Genomic DNA, 21,700 nt, shown 5'->3' on the forward strand with positions numbered 1-21,700 from the left:
GGGTTATGGATGGAGCCATCGCTTGCCGGAGAGCCCCTTTCGGCCGCAGATATCCGTTTTGTCACAGACAGTGAGCTAGGCTGGGGCCGCTTTGACCCCGTCGCGGGGAGGATCGCCTTCTTCGATTCGCCAATGCGATCCGAGGTGGAATTGCCCGTTCTTGGCCGAACGTACCAGGTGGCCCATTTGCCTTCACAGCAGAGGGTGTGGTGGTTTGACGGCCAACGGTGGATCGTTGGGCGGATCGACTCCCCATCGAGCGAGAAGGCCGAGGCCTACTTCGTCCACCTGCCAAACGGCAGCACGAAGGTCCTGCCCTCCGCTGAGTTGCAAGTCCGTTGGTCCCTCCCACTGGCAGACCCGCTTGGCCTGCTTGAGGCGGGCACAGTCGAGACTCGCTATTTCCATACTCGCAGGACCCACTTCTTACATACGGTGTTGCAGCAGCGCAGTGCTTCCCTCAGCCTTGGCGGCATTCTCTCGTCGGCTGTCGAGATCCACGATCACCAAGTCGGTGCGGCTCGCCGAGTACTCGGCGATCCGATACCTCGTTACCTGCTGGCCGATGAGGTGGGTCTCGGCAAAACCATCGAGGCTGGCATGGTGCTTCGCCAGTTGCTGCTCGACGAGGCGGGGACTGCGGTCGTCATCGCGCCCGACCAGGTAGTCGGTCAGTGGAAGCAAGAACTCGCGATGAAGTTCCGGGTGCACGAACTCCCTGGCACTGTGGAGATCGTCGGCCATTCGGCGATTGGAACCATACGGCCTGAGCCCAGAATGCTCACGATCGTCGACGAGGCACACCGACTGACTGAGCAGGTGAACAACGAAGGGGAAGGTCTTCGTGACCAGCAGTATGGCGCACTATGCGCCATCGCCCACGCGTCAAAGGCGCTTCTTCTGTTGAGTGCTACACCAGTTCGCAGTAATGAGGACGCTTTTCTCAGGCTACTGCACTTGCTAGACCCGACGAACTATCCCCTGACTGACCTAGCCGCATTTCGCCACCGCGTCGAAATGCGCGATGACTTGGCGCAAGCTATATCGGCGATCAGCGAAGAGACTCCACTTCGCTATCTGGATGGACCGCTGACCCAAGTCTCCCAGTTACTATCGCATGACCCCGTTGCCAAGGAACTCGTCGCCGATGCCCACCAGTTCATCGCAGCCAGGGCGGAGGGCGAAGCTAGGAGAAAGATCAGCAATCTCCGAAGCTACATCTCCGAGACCTACAGACTTCACCGACGGATGGTACGGAATCGCCGCTCCACAGCAACCAAAAAAGGCTTTCCCGCACGAGGCCGCAGCTTGGCGGACAATTGGCTAATCCCCGACCCCGATCGGCGGCGCCAGGACCTTTTTACCGCGTTAGATGATCTCCGTCTCGCTCTCGAACTGGAGGAGCATCCCAAAGCGGGATATATCCTGCAAATCATTCTTGGCCGCATTCTTGCACCCATCATCGCACTCGAAGACCTTGTTAAGGCACTACGACGCAACCCGAACCACGACCTGTCGCCTGATGAACTGAGTGCCGTTGACTCGATCGTGCGACTGACTGCAGGCCAAGAGTTCGCCGATGATCTCGAGCGAATCCTCGCTAACGCTACTGAGGCCGACCGACTGTCGGAAGCCATCGAGTGGGCTAGAGAGCGGGTAGGGCGCAAGAAATGTGCCATTGCCTGCTCTTTTCCAAATACTGCTCGCCTACTTGCCCAGTCACTTGTAAGTGAATTGGGCGGCCACCGCGTCTCCGCCTTGCTAGAAGGCCAGGGGGAGGAGCTCAGAATCCGGCTAGCGACCGAGTTTGCACGCAGTACGGAGCGCAGCATACTCGTCATCGACCGGTCCGCCGAAGAAGCGACAAACCTTCAATTCATCGACGAGGTGCTTCACCTCAACATGCCCACCTTTAGCACCCACCTCGAGCAGCGCCTCGGCCGCTTCGACAGATGGAGTGAACTGCAGAGTCCTGTGCGCTCCTCGACCTTCCGGGAGGATTTTACTACCGGCCGTAATCATATTGATGCCTGGACGATGACGCTCAACGACGTGTTTGGTGTGTTCACGTCCTCAACATCGACCTTGCAGTATGTGCTGTCAGATCTCGAGAACAAGTTCTTTCACACGGCAGTCACCCATACCCTAGCCGGCGCGCGAGAGGAGATGCTGGGTCAAAGGGATGAACTTGCAGCTCAACAGCGTCGAATATCTGGGCAAGATATCCTTGACAGCATCGAGGATCGGGCCAATGACGAAGACGTTGCGCGGCGACTATCCGCCGTGGACGCTCAACAACGCGAGATCGAACGGGCAGTTCACGGCTACCTAGTCGAGATGCTCCGGTTCTCTGTCTCCTACGAAGACGATCATGTGCGTTTCGGTGTAAGCAGATCAAAGCCGCCCTTGTTGACAGAGGAGTGCGTGAGGGACATCGGAACGCAGGTATTCAAACGGTCGTACACCGCCGATCGCATCACCGCGGAGGCCGGCCTGGGCTTGCTGCGTTGGGGCGAGCCATTGGTCAACGCCTTCGCCAAGATCGCCGAGGTGGACGACCGCGGAAGGGCCTTCGCGACCGAGGTGCAACTCCAGACTCGAGAGCCAGACCGGGAGCCATGGGTGGCTTTCTGCTTCGACATCAAGGTCGCGCCTGGCCTGATCAAACTTCCTGGCGTCAGCGATCTCGATGGAGCGCTCCATCGGGCAATACAAGCGCGCTCTGAGTTTTTCTTGCCGACGACCTTGGAACGAATCTGGTGGCTGGCGGGCCAAGGCGAATGCGGGTCAAGGTTGGTCAAGCTCCTGGAGCGCACTGATGGAGAGAACCTGGGAAGCCGCCCGGAGCATTTTCGCGAACTAACCGCACCCTTCCAATGGCCTCGTCTTTGCGGCGATGTCTTCCGGACCGCCATAGCCGCCGTCCACGGTCGCGACAGCGTGATGCAACGGTTGGGCGAGGCACGTCGGCGGACTGCCGCTGCCCAGGAGTTGGAGCGTGTGATTTTGCAGGCCCGGTCACGTATCGGTGGGGAGTCGTCTTCAGACGAGACTGTCATGGCCGCAGTCCAGCATGCTCTGGCCCATCCGGAGCTTAGCCTCGATAGCTGCGGGGCAGTATTCATCACTTGGGTGTACCGCCCATGACTATCTATCCCTTGCAGGAGATAGCAGAAGCGTGCCCGCGTCTGGCCCGGCGGCTAGAGTCGTCCGGGAATCCGCGCTCGGCGGAAATTCTGCCGTTGATCCGATCGGTATTGGTCGCGCGTGGATATCAGTCGGTCGTTGACTCGTCCGATCTGGCCTTTATACCGGCGGTCGAATGGCGGGCTCATGGTTTTGTGCGCGAAGCAGGGCTGTACTGGCGCGCTCAACCGTGGCTTCCCTCATGGCTCGATGCCCGGGGAACGGCACCTGACGAGGACGCCGCCCGATGCTCTCCACGGAGGCCGAATTGGCGACTGACCGCTGATCGTTTCTACACCATCGCGGCGAAACGGTCCGATTACCTGAGCCCCGGTCAAAAGGCCAGCGTCCGCGCACTCGGCGCGGCCCGCGGGGGAGACTCCGTCATCTGTGTGCTTCCCACGGGATCCGGAAAGACAGACGTCGTCCTCACCCGGGCGATCAGCAACCGGCCCCGGCAGACATGCCTAATTGTTCCCACTACTGCCCTTGCCCTGGACCTTGAGCGGCGGATTCAGGAACTCACGGGGGAACACGTCCTGTTCGCCTATCACGGTGATCTGACCACGAGCGAGAAGACGGATCTTGCCCAACGGGTACGCGAGGGGACGCAGTGGCTGATCATCTCTTCTCCTGAGGCGGCGTGCACGGTACTTTCACAGTCTCTTAAAGTATCCGCATCCGAGGGCAGGCTTGACCTGCTTGCGATCGACGAGGCACACATCGTCGCAGAGTGGGGTGATGCTTTCCGACCCGCCTTCCAGGCGTTCGCGGGACTGCGGCGGCGCTTGATTGACCTCGCACCCGCTGACCGGAAACCCGTCACTGTGATGCTCACAGCAACCCTTGACGACTATGGCCTAGAGGCGCTGCGTCGCCTCTTCCCTGGGCAGCACGAAGTGCTGGTATCTGCGCAGGTCACCCGCCCGGAGCCCGCCTGGTGGATGAGCTATTGCACAACAGAGGAAGAGAAGCGTGAGCGCTTCCTTGAGGCATGCCGGCATCTACCGCGGCCACTCATCGTGTACACCAGTTTGCACACCTCTGAGGACTCCACCAACGTGTCGATAGCCATGTCCTGGCTTCGCGCCGCGGGCTTGAAGGCAATCGCCGGTGTCACAAGCGGCGTATCAGCGCAAAGGCGTCAGGACGCTACTCGTGGTCTACGCCTCGCTGGTGACCCAGCCGAAGACGTCGACATCGTTGTGGCCACTTCGGCTTTTGGTCTTGGCATGGATGTTCCTGAAGTGCGAGGTGTGATTCATCTATGCGTGCCCGAGTCAGTGGATCGTCTATACCAGGAAGTAGGTCGGAGCGGCCGAGATGGCAGAGCGTCCGTCTCCATGGTCTTGTGGACCGACTCAGATGCCAAAGTCGCGCACGGAATGGCCGAGGCGAGGCTTCTCGGGGATGAGAAGGCGTGGAGGCGATGGCGCAGCATGAAGAGTCGTGGCTCTATTGAGGACGACGTACTCGGGGTAGATCTCACTGCGCCCACCGAGGACGTGACCTATCCATGGAGCGACGCCAACCGTTACTGGAACACCCAGACACTCTCCGCGATGGATCGGGCCAGGATGATCACTGTGGAATGGCCGACTCCACCTAATATCCCGATTGACGCCACAGACGAGGCATTGCAGGATATCTTTGCAACACATCGGAACTCGATGACTGTCCGTATTCAGCATAGCGATCTCTCTGACGAAGCCACCTTCCGCCAGCGCTTCCGTGATGCGCAGTCCAAGAGTCGCACAGCGGCGGCCGCGTCCCTGGAATCTGCAACGAAGATCCTCAATGGACTCGACACCTGCGTGAACCGCTACCTGGCCGATCACTACCGCCTCAGCATGGAATCTGGCGTGCTCCCAACTACTCGACAATGTGGAGGCTGTCCTTCCTGCCGAGCACGTCGCTTGCCGCCAGCATTGGTAAGACATCCCATGAGCCCGCTGATCAACGGCACCCTGACTACTTCGGCTGGACCTAGGCTGCGCCACCTGGCACCAGGAGGACGGCTATGTGTCTGGACCGACGGGTTTCAACCCGATGCCGTGCAGGAACTCGTCGACCGCCTGGTCAGTCAAGGTGTCATGGCCCTAGTGGCCGCGGGGGCGTGGTCGCCGCCCCCCCGCTCGCCCCAACCTATCTGGTGGGAAGACACCGTGACGAGCTGGCTCGCAGGCTCGAACAATGTGCTCGTTCCCACGCTCGTGCGGGTCGACGCCGGAGGTCTGGCCAGCGAGTGGGCACTCGTGTTAACCCGTCTCTCGCGGGGACCACTGACCGTCGTGCTATGCACCCGTGACGCGGCGAGTCCCTTTGGCGGTCCAGCGTTACTAAGGGAATCTTGGGGCCCGGCTTACTACATCGATCACATTCTGCGAAGGCTATAGATGGCACTCCTCAACCCGCCGGATATCCTCCCTGAGGCGATGCGCTTTCTGGTGAGGGCGCTAGTCGCACTTCCAAAAGCAGAAGCAGAGAGGGAAGAACTCCTGAGCTTGGTAGCTCCTCGTGGGCTTACAGAGGCAATGGACTTGGTAGTTACCGGGGCAGCTGATCCTTCCGACGCTGATCCAGATGACCTGCGCGCGGGTGGCTCTATCATTGCCGGCGCCTCTCTCGACGCTCTACGGATGCTTGGCATGGTTGAACAGTCGGGCAATCGCATCCAGCTAGCCTCCGCAGAGGCTGAGCGCTGGAAGAACCCAGCAGCCGTCACTCCCCGGAGCATGTTTCAGGTCTTGGTAGACAGGCTGGTCCAGATGATAGACTCGGATGCATCGAGCGGTGTGGGCGATTTTGTTCAAGCGCTAGTTCTCCTACACGTAGCAGAAGAGCCCCTGCGTCCATTTGACAGATTCGAGTCATCGGCCACCAGTCGTGCCGGACGAAGTTTTGCGATCAGGCAAGAGCAAGTGCTCGGCTCCGACCGCAAAGGCTGGCCGATTCCGAACCGGGAACAGTGGTTGTCGTTTCGCCGTTGGGCGTCATACTTGGGACTCGCTCGCGCTGTTGGCAGTAGTGGACTAATCCCGGACGCTAGTGAAGCCTTGGCCTACCGACTGCCGGCCCTGGCGCCTGGGGACTACGATGTGCGCGACTTCGCTGCACGATGTGCTTCAGCAGTTCCGTTCCTAAATGGCGGTGACTTGCAGTTCGGTCTCGATTCGCAACATGAAGGTGATCACGCCATACTCAGTGGCGGCTTAACAGTTTCGCTGCTTCAACTAGAGGCGCACGGTTTCCTGACCCTGGAAAGAAGGAGCGACGCAGGTGGCCGGACTCTTCGGCTGCAGCCTGATGGGTCTGCCGATCGTGTCGTCACAACGGTAGTTTGGGAGAAGACTCGAATTAGAGGTGACCTGTGATTGGGAATCGCGTCTGCTGGAGTCGGGCGGCGGTCGACTTCGCCACGCAGGTCGATGTCGGTGGGCTAGAGGTAGACGACCCACGCGCCGACGCGGTGTTCGACGCTATACACCAGAAGTTGCCAGTACTCCGGGAGCAGGGCGGCGGCCGCTCCATCGAGGCAAGCGAGGACGACGTCCTTCGAGCTTTTACGCGGCCGATTACGTCGAATGAGCCATTGTTGCTCTTCATCAAGGGTGATAAGGGTACGGGGAAGAGCCATATGGTGAGGTGGCTCAAGTCTCGTCTAGGGGCTCGCCCGTCATGGCATGTCGTCTACATCGAAAAGCGAAATACATCGCTCCGGCGAGTCACCGAGAAGATACTCACCGGAATCGACACGCCAAAGGCGAGACAACTCCGCGAAGAACTCGCGCGGGCTTCATCTGAGATAGCGACCGCCGAAGAGGCGGTTAGCGCCTTGTTGGCCAGGCTCGACCACCTGGTGACGTTCGACCCGGCCACCGAAATCCGGGGCCTATCGGGCGTGTCACCAACCGAACTCACTGACCTACGCCGTAAAACGCATCGACTGCTCGGCGACTACACCTTTCGCAAGGTACTGAGCAGAAGCGACGGTCCCGTACACCGGATTGTCCGCCTTGCCCGTGGTGGGGCAGAGCCATCAGAGGATGTCGATGAGAGCGACCTTCATCTTACTGAGGCCGACCTCCAGGTTGACCCTGCAGTCTTTGACGACCTCGGTCCAGAACTCCAAAACCTGGTGGGGTCCCTGGTCTCGAACCGATACCTCCGAACTGATATTGCCGCCCTCTGCGACTGGTATCTGCCACGCGCAAAGGCTGAGGTGTTCATGGGGCAGGGAACCGATCTACTTAGCGTTTTCGAGGACGTACGCGAGGAGATTGCTGCTCGCGGACACGAGCTATGCTTGTTGATCGAGGACCTCGTGTTGCTGCATGGCATCGACAAGCAATTGGCACAGGCTCTCACGATTCCTGCCTCCTCTCGGTTGTGCAAACTCCGTGCAGCGATCGCGGTGACATCTGGATACCTGCACTCCCTCGACACCTTCACGGATCGAGGCGTGCAGTTCACTCTCAACATCAACGTCAAGGCTATAGGCCAGACGGGCCTGCGAGACTTCGTCGGTCGTTATCTAAATGCTGGGCGTCTGCCCGATGCTCCGCCCGCTAATTCCGCGTCTCGCGGCCAGATTCCTGACATTCCGAACGCGTGCCTATCATGCGCAGACAAGCCTCGGTGCCACGCAACCTTTGGTGCCTCAACGGACGGCTATGGTCTCTATCCCTTTAACGGTACTGCCATCGACAGATTGGTAGAGCTAGCCAGCCCAGGCGGCTTCCAGCCTAGAGAGATTCTCCGTGAAGTCATCCGAGGGCCACTGGAGACTGCCGAAGATGAGTTGCCAACAGGAGGAATATTTCCGTCTGGGCGATTCGCCAAGCCACTGGACGATGTGCGGCAAGCAATCCCTCCAGGTATGCGAGCAGCTATTCGGCGTACCAACCATCTCAGCCCTGACACTGAGATGAGCCTGCGCGCCTTCTACGCTCAGTCACCACCAAATGCCGATCCGGCACTCGAAGCCGTCGCGGCCTACTTTGGCAATCAACTGAGTCATGGGATAGCTGATGATCAAGGCGAGTCGGAGGAGAAGGATGAGACGCCGCCTAAGCCGCAGCGGTCATCAGCGAGCGAGATCGATCAGTGGGCCAATGGTGCTAGTTTGCTCAGTTCCGGCACTGCAAACCGCATTCGGAGATGGATCTGCGACGCGGTGATCACTCACCTGCAGAACGGCCCGTACGGAGTTTTGATCAGTAGAATCAAGGGTTCCAGACCTGCCTGGCTGATTGGTTCTCACACCCTGCGCCTGAGTGATATCCAAATTGACCGGTCGCAGGGCGGAGGTGTGGTCGAAAGCCCAGTTCCATTTCGAATTGAGGCCACGGACGATAATGCCATTCTTATCCAGGGAGTACTAGCGGCCGCTGACGGAAGTAGCTTGGACTCGGTGGATCAGGGGCGATGGTTCTTCTACCTCCAGACGAGAATCAGCGACTACGCTAGTAGACTTGCCCACCTGGCAGCAGTCGATGCTGCAACCCTACTGCCCGCCGTACAAGCCCTTGAGGTGCTGCGCAACGCGGCCACAGATCCCGGCCATACGGTCTCCACCGCTCTGCCGGCGATGCTGATGCCAGCATGGCCAGGGGGTCAGCACCCGGCTGTTGAGAAGTTCCTCAAGGAGGTACGCCCCGTTCGTGATGAGGCGTTGACAACCGTTCGAGCCTACGCGACAGCGGCCAAGGGAGCAGGAAAGCCATCACTGCTCGACGTAGGCCCGCTCTTGCGGCAAATCCAGGTGAACCTGAAAGCACGGTCAGTTCCGAGCGAACCCCCAGGTGAAGATCACGACAGCCCGTTGCTGAGGCAACTTCAAACTCGGCAGTCACGCGCGGCAGAGCAAGCCTGGAACGATGTAGCACGCAGCGTCCAGGACGTGGCGAGGTTTCTTGATCCCACTGAGGACTTGAGCGCGACCCTCAAGGTCGTTGATCGGCTCGTTAAGGAGTGCCACCTCCGAGGTCGATTGCCCCGTGCTGACTCGAAGGAGTCGTACGACACGGTTCGAAGCCAAGTCGGTACCGAGAGCATGGAGCCCTATCGACGCCTCAGCAGAAAAATCGCCAGCGAAGTTGAATCTGGCGACCTCTGGGATATCCTCAATAATCCCTTGCCACAACTGACGGCGCTTGGGCGCTTCGCACAAGTGACTCAGGAGCTTCTCTCCGGTCTGGAGCAAAACTTGACGGCTACGCAGATCACTGGAGCCGTAGACACGGACGCCCTGATCCGAGAACTTCGAGGCCTGGCCACGTTGCTGGACAGGGCCTGTCAGGAGGCCCAGTGATGCACCCACCAGAGTCGCTGGCCTCACGCGCTGAAGCCCTACTCAACCGGCTGGCGCAAGTAGAGGCCCAAGAGGCCGATCAGCAGGCACGGGTTGAAATCGAGAAAGCTCGAGTGCGTGCTGGTGGAGCGCGCGAGGACCTAGATAGTGCGTTGCGTGTAATCCCACTTCTCGCAGAACATGGGCTAGCCCAGCCTGCAGTCCGCAAGGCGACAGCAGGCGAGATCGCTAAGGCCCGAACGGCACTGCGGACAACAGCGACCATGATCGTGGGGGCATCCATCGGGGATGTTGCCTCTCGAATACGCTCACAGTCGGTCAACAGCGCGTTGGACACTGCTGGTAAGTTCTCCCGATCCTTTCTTGTCGACCTCAATCGATCCGTTGACACGAAGCGAATGCAGATGCGACCGGACGGGATCGAGCAGCCGATAGTCGCTTATCCCGGGTCTAGCGAGGCGCTGGCAGCCAGGCTGCGACGGATCCAGTCGCTTTTCGCACGAAAAGTCGAGAACCTCAGCCCAGACGACTTGGTGAAGCGACTTCAAGACCTTGATGACGGCGCCGCATCGTGGGCGGCGGATCGGCCGAAGCTGGACCAGAGCCTCGAACGCCAGCACCCGGAGGTCAGCGAGTTCCTCCGCTACGCGGCAACTGAGGACGGCGCGCCCTGGCGACTCATCACTCCCGCCGTCCGCGCATGGTTGTCCGACCCCGAAAACACGGTGAATCTGAGGATCGTGCTGCGATCATGACTACTTTTGACCGTTTTGCTCACCTTGCCGCTCTCGACGCCCTTGAGGAAGCCGACGCACGGAAAATCGCGTGGGGGCTCATCGACGAGTCCTGGACACGAGACAGCCTCGCCGACTTCCTCAAAGAGCATTGGGACGGCCCCGATGCAGAAGTCTGCATCGATGAGTTGCTGGCCGAGAACCTCTTGGTTCAGTTGCCTAGAGAGTGGCCGGCCAGGTACCGGACTAGGATGGCTGAGTCGGTGCGCCTTTTCGCCAGACTCCGGCAGTTGTTTCCTGGCAAGCCCTGGCCGTCCGGTAGCCGCTTGGTCTCAGACTTCCGTTTCCTTCGCCGGCCGCGCGCCTTTCCCGAGCGGAACGTTGAGCCTGCTGAGGCCCTCGAACTGCTGCAGGGGCATGAACTCCCTGTCGCTGTTCTTTCTCAGGTCGGACGTGTCCTGGCGGGACGGTCCCTCTCCCACTTCCAACTCGAGGCTACGGCCGAGATCTTCTCAGCGCTTAGGGCCAAGAAGGATCGCGGAGTCGTGATCGGTGCAGGCACTGGAAGCGGCAAAACTCTCGCATTTTACCTCCCTGCTTTGTCACAGTTGGCGGTGGATGACCACGGCCCGCGTGTTATTGCGATCTATCCCCGCAACGAGTTGTTGAAGGATCAGTTGGCGACGGCGCTACAGGAGGTGCGTTCCCTTCGATCATCTGGCAGTCGACTCCTGACCATCGGAGCCTATTTTGGGCCGACGCCATTCAGCAGCGATCATGAGCCCGATAGACGAGGCGGTTGGCGAAAAGAGAAATCTGCTTGGTTGTGCCCATTTCTAACTTGCCCTGCATCAAACAGCGGCGGCAACTGTGGCGGAACGCTTGCTTGGATTCGGCCTTCGGGCAAGCAGTCGAGTTCTCTGAACTGGGGATACCTGAAGTGCCAGACATGCGGCGGCCGAGTCACTTCGGACGAACTCCGTCTGACGCGCACTGCCATGCAGGAGCAGGTGCCCGACATTCTGTTCACGACGACGGAGATGCTGAACCAGCAACTAAGCGACGGATGGTCAAGACATGTCTTCGGGGTAGGGCAGGGGCGAGGACCGAACCTCGTCCTACTCGACGAGATCCACACCTATTCGGGCGCGAGCGGCGCCCAGGTTGCCTATCTACTCCGGCGCTGGCGGCACCTTATAGGGCGCCCCGTCACTTGGGTAGGTCTGAGCGCCACACTGGCGAACGCAGCGACGTTCTTCTCAGATTTGTGCGGCGTCTCCCCAGAATATATCGCTGACGTCCGCCCTGATCCGAATTCGATGAAAAGCAAAGGAAGCGAGTATCAACTCCTTCTCCGTGGCGATCCTGCCTCTCAGGCAGCGCTACTGTCTACTTCCATCCAAAGTCTTATGCTGCTGCGGCGGATCCTGGATGAAAACGGAGCCAGCCTTGGTGGCTCATACGGGACACGCGTATTTGCTTTTCTCGAGAACCTTGATCTGGTTAACCGACTCTACCGGCAGGTACTGAGCGCAGAGGGGCGCGATCCCTTCGGGAATCCCGATCGGAATGGACATGTCCTCGCCAGCCTACGTATTCCAGATGATGCTGCTCGCTACGCGGGAATCGATGACGAAGCGGAATGGGACCGTGAAGGCCAGTTTTGGTGGCTTCCGGAGAAGTTGGGCTTCGGGCCGCGCTCCCTGCAGATATCTCGGACATCATCACAGGATACCGGCGTCAGCCAGTCCACTGACATTGTCATTGCAACCTCATCTCTAGAAGTGGGATACGACGATCCCCGCGTTGGGGCAATCCTTCAGCACAAGGCGCCGCGTGACATTGCGCAGTTTCTACAACGCCGAGGTCGGGCCGGACGAGTGCAGGACCAACGTCCCTGGACTGTCGTTGTGCTCTCAGATTACGGGCGCGATCGGTTGGCGTTTCAGTCCTACGAGACGATCATTGACCCATCGGTTCCGGCAAAGAATCTACCGCTGGGCAATCAATCAGTGCGCAAGATGCAGGCCGCGATGTGTCTCATTGACTGGATCGCCATCCGACTTGGCGTCGATGGACCGCACCGTTGGTCCGTACGCAGGGTCCTTTCGAAACCCAGCGAAAAATATAGCTTGGTGCAAGCGTGCCAGCAGCTTTTGGGTGAAGTTCTCGATGGTGGCGCTGCCCAGAAGGACCTGTTTGCCTTCGTCCAGTCGAGTCTCAAATTGAGCCTTGAGGAGACGAAAAGTGTTTGCTGGGAGTACCCCCGTTCGCTCATGCTCGAAGTCGTGCCAACCGCATATCGCCGACTTACCAGCAACTGGTCCACCGTGCAGTCGAGGGAGGCAGTCCCCAGCACTGACATCATCGCACGACAGCCATTGCCAGAGTTCATTCCGTCAACGTTGTTTAGTGATCTTGCACTTCCGGAAGTGGAGATTGCCCCGCCTCCAAATTACGACCCAGCGGCCGAAACATCCATGCCGGTCGGGATGGCACTCAGCGAACTAGCTCCTGGGAAAGTAACGCTTCGCTGGGCCGTGCAGAAGGTCCGGGGTCTCTGGATCGAAGCCCCAGCGTCCGGAGTGATCGATCTTGATGCCGGCCTGGCTCCTGGCGGTGAAGTGATCACCAATGTCCACACGCTGGATGGCCCCCTCCCCATAGTCAGACCCGTGGTTATCCGCCCGACAGAACCGCCGCCCCGCGTCCAAGCAACCTCGAACGGCTGGCTCAAGTGGCGTTTTGCCATCGACGCGGACGACGAGGGAACACAGCTACCCCGTCCGCGTAACAGCCCCCTCGGCCAGTTGGTCCCTAATGTTACGGCGTACCTTAATGCTGATCGCGGTCCCCTGCAGACCTGGCGGTTCGCGCTGGAGGGCACGGCCGAAGTCGTGATGCCAGGGACTCGAAGGCGTCAAGACCTCACGTTCACGCGGGGCGGTAAGCCCGCCGGCGTCGGCTTCGCCAACATGGTCGACGCGCTCCTTGTCACCGTTGCTGTGCCGGAGTCACTGGCCGCCTTCAAGCTGGATACCGATCCCGGTAGGCTCCGGCAGTTGCGTACGGATCGATTCGCGCACCTTACGCGGAAAGGTCTCGAGCAAAGCGGTCTAGGCCCATTTACTGCGGCATGGGTCACTGACGTCGTCCTATCAGTAGCAGCTGACGCAGTGCTTCGCGGGGACGACATCAATCACCTGCTCAGGCTCGGGGCACAACAGTGGCAGTCACTAGCAGCAACCGTTGTAGACGGCGTCCTTCTCGCCACCAACTACACCGAGGTCGACGAGACACCCCTTCGAGATACAGTTCTTGACGCCCTTCAGAGCTCAGACACGATCCAAGTTCTGAACGAGACAATTCCAACCCTTAAGCAAGAGCCCGACCAGACATGGCTACCGTGGATCCGCTCCCGGTTCATGCACACCCTCGCTGCGGCCTGGCAGGCCGCAGCACAGCAAGTCTGCCCGGATTTCAACATAGACACCGATGCCTTGGTAGACATCCTCGATGAGGGCGGACCGCGGGCACGCATTGTTATGTCTGACACCGTTCCGGGTGGAGGCGGATTAGTCGAGGCCATGACGCGCCGGCTGGCAGACGATCCGCGGAGGTTTGATACCCTTGTCGCCGCAGCCGTGGAGCCGTCGGACTCGGAAGAGGTAGATCCATCCCTGCGCCGGGTCCTTGGGTTGTTGACGACCAGTGCTTCGGTCCGCGATGCGGCCCAGCGTTTCCGTGAAGGAAGAGCCGACAGGCTGCAAGCCTGGCAGGACCTCAACGCTTGCCTTACTGAGGAGGGCATCCCTCAGACGCACGCGAATCTCACCGCGCTATCAACGCGCATATTTCGGCCGGGATCAGGCTCCGAGAGTGACGAACTCCTCCGCCTGGCGCTGGGCCGTTGGGATGACATCGACGTTCGCGCCGGATTCGCGATTGACCACCGCGCCATATGCGCGTTCCTCGCAAAGGACGATCAGGTACTGGACATGCTTAGGCGCGTTGCGGCTTCCACAAACGAAGCCGATTCACAGACTAGAGCGCAAGTGGTCCTCCTCAGTCTGCTATGGACGCGGGCATGCGCACGTCGCCCGGAAACGCTCCGAGCGACCAATCGCTTTATGCAGAACCCTCTAGCTACGGAGAGAACTCTGCTGAAAGACGTGCTACCCAGTCGTCCTGCGGGTATCGATGTTGACGGTGAAAAATGGCGCGACGCTTTGGCCTCTGCCCTGCATAGCCACGGCACCGCCCGACTTGTCAGCAGTTCCAGCAAGACGGAAGTGCTGGCGAGGGCGGTGCAGGAGTTGATGGTTGACCCACTCGCACTTGATTGGTTGCATGTCTATCCACAAGTGGAAGGGATCACCAGAGAAGACGGTAGGTACTCGGTGTCAGTGTCTCTTCGGGAGGCTCCGCAATGAGCACGCGGCTCATCCATAGGTCGGCCGCCTCACCAAGTCGAGATTTGACAGAGTGCCTTGAGGGTTTGTTCCTCTCGGAACTTCTTAACCCAGGTAAACGCCTGCTCGTTGTGTCGCCCTGGATGTCAGACTTTCCGGCGCTGGACAACCGAGGCGGCAAATTTACGTCGCTCAATGCAGCCTGGACAGCGACATTCGTACCCTTTTCCAATGTACTTAGGGCAATGCTCCAGCACGGCACCATCGTCCGACTCGCTTGCGGCCCTGGCGATCGCGAAACGGAACTCCTGTCACGCGTCGAACAGGCAGCATCGCTAGATGGGACCGCGTCTCGCCTATCACTCACTCGACAACCTCGGGAGCATCTCCTGTTCAGCCACGAGAAGGCCCTGATAGGCGATACATGGGCAGTCTATGGCTCAATGAATCTTACCTATAGCGGAGTTACTATGAATGGGGAACTGATCACAGTCACGACAGAAGCCGCACGGGTTGCAGCGGTCGCAACTGATCTACTTGAGCTGTTCAAGTGAACCCCGGCCTCCTGGACACGCCGTGGACCAAATTTGTTGCGGCCTTCTTTTCACCACCCAATGATATATCTGTCACCGGCAATGGCGCTGTCCGTAGAGTTATCGCGCAAGCTGAAGCGGCATGGTCTGCCACCCCGCCTTCTCCTTTTGTGCTTCCAGTCAGCGCGTCCAGTTGGACATACTGGTATGTGATCTGTCCTGATCGAGAACAACGGCTGTGGGTCCGCGATCTGATCCAGGCTTACGTAGGATCGTGGATCGCGTTTTCCGGACAGCCTGTCCCCGACGACTCGGACATGCCTCTGGACCAGGCCGTCCGGACACTCACTGGCCCGCAAGGCTGTTCGTATCGACTTCTGGCCCCAAGGGATGCCAAGGTAGAAGCCAACGTCCGCCAAGGCCTAGTCCGAATGACTCATTCGCTTACAGTTCGTCCCCATCGAACAATAAATCTGGTTCAACCGCTGGGGCGACTCATTGGCGACTTTTGGGATTCCTGTGCTTCTGGAGCGGAAGCTAAGACTGAAGAAATCCTGAACGTCCTGGAAATGGATCACCGGCTAGCGCGGGCAAACAAACTGTTCCTGAGGTTGCAATATCTGGCGACTTTCGAGCACTGGGATCGGCTTGAACAGTTCGAAGAACTTCCGGACCTGATCCGCCTTGACCGCCCCGTCTTGGCCTCAGATGCACTGGCTCGTCTTGCCATGACCCGCCTTCCAGATACGGCCAGTCTCACGGACTTTGTGCAGTCGACTTCAGCGTACGGATGCCTCCTAGGATCGGCGACCAAGATTAGGTCAGCGGCGGGCGCCCAATACTACGCTTACTGGTCGCTGTCATCAGGGGAGTCGGCTGAGGTCGTGACGGCGCGACTCCTCGAATCGGGTTGGCTTGATCAGGTCACCGCCCGGCGCGACCTTGCTGCTCTACTTTCCGTGCCCAGCGCAGTCGCTCGGACACCAGTCGGAGAACCGGACCTCGCCGAGTTGCGCTTGGCTCTCGACGGCGGACGTCTTGACGCCGCGATCGAGATCCTTGCGCGAGCTACGCCCTCCGCCACCTTGCTCCCCGTGCTCCTCGAACTGGTTACAAAAACTCTCAGCAGCAACTCGATACAACTTCTCCAGCAATGGCGGGAGCAACTCGTCGACTCAGACATCCGCCACATAGTGTCTAGCCGACTCACACCGAGTGGGTACCAGGTCGACATCGCTGCCGAGCCTCTGGCAGAAACGCTCAAGGCCGCCTTTGCTGCTGGCATTAGCGTTACCGATCGAGCCCGGACAACTGATGAACTGCGAGTTCAAGCAGTCCCTCGCCTCATGCAGGCTGGAGTGCTCCAGGAAGTTGTCGATGTGGCTCGGCCTCTCAGCAGGTCGCTAGACCCTTCTTTCCTTCCAGATCTCATCGAGCTACTGCTCGACATGGAACGGGATCTCTTCCTGGCGGCCGGCGACGTACCCGGAATCCAAGACCTGCGGTTGACTATTGTCGAGGCATGGGCCCTGGGCGACGAGTCCGGCGATCGCCATCGAGCCAATCGACTGCTTGATCTTGTAGCCAGAGCACTCACCACAGGGGTATCAGCATCACTATTTGATGAACTGGTAGACAGTCTTCGTGCCGGTTGGACGCCTTTCCTGACTGATGCCGACATGTCACTTAGCCTTGAATTGATCGAGGTGCTTGTGGCAACACGGCCTGACTCAGCAGTGGAGCTCCCAACCTTTGCTACCCAGATTTTAAGCCGGATCGGACCACACAACGCACGCCGAATCAACGCTGTACTGCTAGAGACTGCCAAGATGTTGGCCGCAGACTTCGGGTTGGAACTGGCGATCCCAGCCAAACCCGATGGCCAGGCGCCAACGACAATCCTTCAGGTCAGGCCGCCTGAAGGATGTTTCGTAGCGATCTATTCTCTAGTGGAGTCTGCGGCCAACAGGGCAGCAACTATCGTGCAGCGCTGGTACCCAGAAACCCGGGTCGAAATCTTCACCGACAAAGTGGCAAGTACAGCATTAAGAAGCGCAGCGAAACAGGCCGACCTACTGGTCATCGCGGATAAAGCGGCAGCGCACGCTGCGACAGACGCTCTGAAGAAGGCTCGAGGCCGTAAGCCGATCCATTACGCTCTCGGTAAGGGATCAGCATCTTTGGTTGAGGCGGTACTCTCAGGCTTCGAGGCAATCTTTGGCGGGAAGGCACCATAGTGTCGCTGCCGTAACTGTCTCAAAAGCGACCCTTCGCAGGCTTACCGCCACGGGTCTTGCTACCATTTCCGCAGGGTCACCCAGAACGTTGGCAGCGGGTCTGCCCCGAAAGGCCGGTTAACGTTATATGCCAGAGGCGATCAGGACATGTGTCTTTAGAAGAGAGCCTCCTGGTTAATCAGATAGAGCAAGCCGTCAGTGAGCAGACGTACGTCGTTGGGGGTGTTTTGAAAGCTGTTCCACTTGCGCGCTTCCGCTGAACCGAACTTCCATGAACCCGCCGTCCAGGCAGCACCCGCCTCGATCCGCTTTAGCGCCTCATTAACTGCGTTGGGGATCTCCTGAGGGGGGAGATCCTCGGTCAGGTGATCCATGATGAAGCCCATGGCCTGGATTCCCACGCCATGAGTGAGCCGGGAGAGACGGGGGGGTAGCGCCCATGCTTCGGAGAATGTGTCTCGCACCAGGCTCCAATACACCGTGAGATGAGCCAGCATCTGCTCGACGTCGCCGGCGCCATCCATTGGGTCACGGTACTGGTAAAGCGCGCCCTGGTACAGGCTGTGCTCAATCATCCTCAAGATGCTGTTGTCTTTGATGTACCCGTTCGGCGACGTGGGCGTGGCGATGGCTCGGTAAAAGGGCCCGTGGAACGTCCCGTTGAGGCGGGTCATGAGGGCAGCGGGGAGCTGGCGTCGCGCGTATGCAGGAGGGAGGTGCGTGTTCGTATCGGGGAGTAGTTCGTGGATTAGACCCTTGGGGAGAGGTTTCGTGTTGTTAACGAGTATGAACTGGGCACGCTGCTCAGCCTCGTCATCCGCGATGAAACCGACAGCAGCAACAGGAAATTCACCGATGTCCGCGTCTCGTATAGCAGCGCAGCGCTGCTGACCGTCGACTACCCAAGCTGGCTTCTGATCATCCTCGAGGGTCTCGTCAATGGGGACAAGGAGTTCTCCAGGTGTGGAGTAGTCGACGACTTCTCGGGCAGCAGCAGGTTCGAAGCGAACGCGACCGTCAAAGGCAAGCACTAGCGCGTTCGGCAGCATGGGGTTTTCGGACTCTAGATAGCGCTGGATGGCCCGGATGTGGCTAGCGACCTCTGGTCTCTGATACCCCTGGAGATGGTCTGTCGCATCGCGCCGTATGCGGGAGACCGCAGCAAACTCGTGCAGCCTCTTGCCGTCGACCGCGAAGCAGTATATACGGCGCGATCCCTGCCTGATCTCCAACGCGGGGAGACGAAGGATCTGGCGGTCGGCCATTAGTTCTCCTGTCCAAGAGGGCTCTTGATGTGATGCATCTTAGCGGCGAAGACTGACAAGTTGTGAAACCCGCGCCTCTTGTTGCGTTCAGAACCCCTGAAGATAGCTATTTCAATACCGTGAGCGGCACAGACACTACACGTACACGACTTCCAAGGCCTAGCTTGAAGCGTAACTCGATAAGCGGGGACCTTGCTCTTTTTCTTATCAGGCTCAACCAGCGCTTCGTACTCTCCGAGAATCTCGATAACCCGGTCTAGGGCTTCGGCTCCGCCGTCATATGCGCGCAGGCGCCTCATGCACTCTCGCTCTGCGATCTTCGCCTTCGCTTGAGAAATCTCCCCTGCCAGAATGCGCCGTTTGAGCGAGGGGTTGCCATCGACCTGAGGAACGCGAATTGCAGTATACGCCTCATTCTTCGTGTGGTAGTTGTTGCGATCATCCATGAATGCCTGCCGAAAGGGCGAGGTGCTATCGAAGCTAGTCACACCGTAGACCGAGAATTCATTTATGGATTCGACGCGAGTTATCCCCAGGAGATGGAGCTCGGTTTTAGGATGACGTATCTGGTCTATCTCTTTTAGGCAAGCCAAGATATCGGGTGTCCTCAGCGGAACCATCCCCCCGAGGGCGATGCGCTGATATCCGATCTCCTGGAGATGATGAACGCTGTCGGCGTAGCTAGCGGGGCTCCAACCCTGCGCAGCCCCAACGGGCTCAATAGGGTCACCTCGATCCCGGACGGCGGCATAGAAGTCGGCGGCGTGCTGAAGCGAAATTTTGCGCCGTCTTTTCCATGCCGGATTAACTTCCCCGTCGGAAATCTGGGCATCATAACCGAAGATAACATGGTCTATGCTAATCCCAGCGTGGAACCCGCAGCGCTCGTAGAAGTCTAGGACCTCAGGGGTCGTATATGGCGGTATTTCTTCATTGACGTAGTTGAAGGCGCCACAGTCGCCCAATGTCACAACGTTCTCAGGTAGTCTGAAATATTTAGATATACCCAATCGATAGAGACGCTCTCTTTGCGGCATCGAGTACTTGCCAGCACCCTGCACCGAGCCGTCAATAATTGCCTTGCTCACAAGGAGTCCATCGTAAGGCAGCGGCTCAAGGATTTCGTGAGCGTACACGTCATCGCGCTGCCGCACCCGATACGGTGAGTGCTCTTCAGTAATGAAGTTAAATGTTGGACTGACCTGGTCCTGGCTGTCGGGAAAGTAGAACTTCATACTAGACCCCTTCGTGCAATCTGATAGACGCGAATGAGATAGTTGGAGAGTTCGTGAACATGCTTTCCTACGTTCTCGATTTCATTCCAGCGATGTCCTATCTCTTCCCAAACTCCAGATGTCCATCTGCAATATGGAGCGACCATTTCCAAATGCTTTCGTACTGTTTCGGGCGCGTCTTTTCGCACGGGGTCGACGACACCCAGAATCCGGTCCATGAGGCGGCCCATGGCTCGGATCCCGGCACCATGCATAAGTCGGCTCTTCTCTGGAGACTTTCCCCACGCATCTGGAAAAGTCTCGCGTACCGCCGTCCAGTAGACGAAGAGGGCCTGGATGATGCCATCGAAGTCCGTTTCTCCACGACCAATATCACGGTAGGGGTAGAGAGCTCCGGATGGAGATGTGAGGCTTTCCTGAATCATGTCGACAATTCCAGTGTCGGTAACTACCGCACTGGCGTTCTTGAAGCTAGCGGTAGAAGCGCGCTTCACCAGGCCATAAAACGGCGAATTTCTATCTGAGTTTAGAATGTCGCACAGCTGTGAGGGGGCCTTCCGGATGGCCAATCGTGGCGGAAGTGGACTGTCTACGGCCGGAAGGAGTTCCGTCACTAGTCCTCGTGGGAGTGGCTTGGTGTTGTTGATCCGAACGAACTGATCTCGCTGCAAGTCGACGGTGTCGGCGATGAAGGCGATGATCGGTACTGGAAAGTCGCGCCGTCGCGCCTGCGCAAGCGCCAAGGCACGCTGCTGTCCGTCCACGATCCAGGCAGGTCTCGGCCTCCCATCCTCGGAGAGGGGAATCGTGAGCCTGCCAGTATCCGAAACACCGTCGTCCGCGTGCCTATTGCCGCCCCGGGTGCACCGAAAGCGTACGCGTGAAGACAAAGCCATAATGATGGGGTTTGGGAAGATTGGCAGGTCGCTGTCTAGGTACTGGACAATCTCTTGAATGTGCTTCCTTACCTGAGGGCGTTGGTAACCGATCAGCTTCCCTGCTTCGTCCCTACTTACTCTGGAGATGTCGGCGAACTCGAGCACCTGCTCCGCACGCAACATGAATACGAAGAGGGGATAATCCTTCACCTGCACGATCCGGAGAGCACGTATCTCAGCGATGCGTGTCTTCTCCGGCGGCGTCACCACCCACCTGCCGACGCGTTACGCTCTGCAAGGAAGAGGTTCTTGAAGCGCGCTTGCTCGCAGGACAATCCTGATGTCCGTAGTTCGCGTAGGAGGGAGGTGGCTGATGTGGGGCCGAACGCCAGGCGTTCTCGGATAAAGGTGCGGACCTGATCATCGGACATGCGCTCGCCGGCCGGCCGAGGTGGAACATCTGGCGCCGCCGCGAGGGCATCGCTCATGAGCTTGGCTAGTAGTGGGCGCCGTACAGCGTCTCCGCGTAGGCGTACTTCTGCCAGTAGATGCATGGCTGCTCGCACGTTCAGCGAGAGGAGACTGCCACCGACTGCCGGCCTGAGAGCTGCCGTAACCGGGACCACGAGATCTTCGACCTCTGCGCAGCGTCCTCCCGGACCAACTACTGAGAGGTTGTCACTGCTGGACAGGGTTGAAGCAGCATCGCGCAGGTCGTTGGAGCAGGCTCGCAGATATGGATCCGACAGCACAGCGACAATTGAGGAATCCGGGTAACGAGCAGCTAGCGCGGAGAAGGAGCGGGGTTGCTCTCGTTGTGGACCAACCCACCGAGAAAGGCACTCCCACCACTGCCGGGTTCCGTCAGTATCTTGGGCGACCGAGTCGGCGTGGCCAAACGCGAACG

General features: G+C 59.0%; 10 protein-coding genes. 7 read left to right on the plus strand and 3 right to left on the minus strand.

Going from position 1 to position 21,700, the window contains the following annotated elements; genetic code table 11:
• Positions 1-9 precede the first annotated feature (9 nt).
• The 7 genes from dpdE to dpdD all read left to right on the plus strand — a co-directional run bounded on the left by dpdE (position 10) and on the right by dpdD (position 17,415).
• Positions 10-3,147 (plus strand): protein DpdE, encoded by a 3,138-nt coding sequence (gene dpdE, locus ABD331_RS55185; protein WP_344494618.1) that lies wholly within the window; start codon positions 10-12, stop codon positions 3,145-3,147.
• Positions 3,144-5,582: a protein DpdF gene (dpdF, locus tag ABD331_RS55190; RefSeq protein WP_344494620.1), complete on the plus strand. Its 2,439-nt coding sequence runs from the start codon at positions 3,144-3,146 to the stop codon at positions 5,580-5,582. Before dpdE ends, dpdF begins: the two co-directional genes overlap by 4 nt.
• Positions 5,583-6,556: 974 nt before the next feature.
• On the plus strand, positions 6,557-9,499 hold the full coding sequence (locus tag ABD331_RS55195) for an ATP-binding protein (RefSeq protein WP_344494622.1): 2,943 nt from the start codon (positions 6,557-6,559) through the stop codon (positions 9,497-9,499).
• Positions 9,500-9,762: 263 nt separating this feature from the next.
• On the plus strand, positions 9,763-10,254 hold the full coding sequence (locus tag ABD331_RS55200) for a hypothetical protein (protein ID WP_344494624.1): 492 nt from the start codon (positions 9,763-9,765) through the stop codon (positions 10,252-10,254).
• Positions 10,251-14,666, plus strand: a complete 4,416-nt coding sequence (gene dpdJ, locus ABD331_RS55205) for a protein DpdJ (protein ID WP_344494626.1) — start codon at positions 10,251-10,253, stop codon at positions 14,664-14,666. Before ABD331_RS55200 ends, dpdJ begins: the two co-directional genes overlap by 4 nt.
• Entirely contained in the window at positions 14,663-15,199 is a 537-nt protein-coding gene (gene dpdK / locus ABD331_RS61205; protein WP_425566275.1) for a phospholipase D-like domain-containing protein DpdK, read from the plus strand. The genes dpdJ and dpdK overlap by 4 nt, the downstream gene beginning before the upstream one ends.
• A complete protein-coding gene (gene dpdD, locus ABD331_RS55210; protein ID WP_344494628.1) occupies positions 15,196-17,415 on the plus strand; it encodes a protein DpdD in 2,220 nt (739 codons plus the stop codon). The genes dpdK and dpdD overlap by 4 nt, the downstream gene beginning before the upstream one ends.
• Positions 17,416-17,570: 155 nt before the next feature.
• Here dpdD and dbpB (ABD331_RS55215) read toward each other — a convergent pair whose 3' ends face one another.
• Genes dbpB (ABD331_RS55215) through dbpB (ABD331_RS55225) form a run of 3 tightly spaced genes read right to left on the minus strand, consistent with a single transcriptional unit; the run spans position 17,571 to position 21,060 of the window.
• Positions 17,571-18,680 carry a DGQHR domain-containing protein DpdB gene (gene dbpB / locus ABD331_RS55215; protein WP_344494630.1) on the minus strand — a complete coding sequence of 370 codons (1,110 nt, stop codon included), beginning with the start codon at positions 18,678-18,680 and terminating at the stop codon, positions 17,571-17,573.
• Positions 18,680-19,915 carry a tRNA-guanine transglycosylase DpdA gene (gene dpdA / locus ABD331_RS55220; RefSeq protein WP_344494632.1) on the minus strand — a complete coding sequence of 412 codons (1,236 nt, stop codon included), beginning with the start codon at positions 19,913-19,915 and terminating at the stop codon, positions 18,680-18,682. Before dpdA ends, dbpB (ABD331_RS55215) begins: the two co-directional genes overlap by 1 nt.
• Entirely contained in the window at positions 19,912-21,060 is a 1,149-nt protein-coding gene (gene dbpB / locus ABD331_RS55225; RefSeq protein WP_344494635.1) for a DGQHR domain-containing protein DpdB, read from the minus strand. The genes dpdA and dbpB (ABD331_RS55225) overlap by 4 nt, the downstream gene beginning before the upstream one ends.
• Between the last annotated feature and the right edge of the window lie 640 nt (positions 21,061-21,700).

The organism is Nonomuraea monospora, assembly GCF_039531895.1.
Taxonomy (GTDB): domain Bacteria; phylum Actinomycetota; class Actinomycetes; order Streptosporangiales; family Streptosporangiaceae; genus Nonomuraea; species Nonomuraea monospora.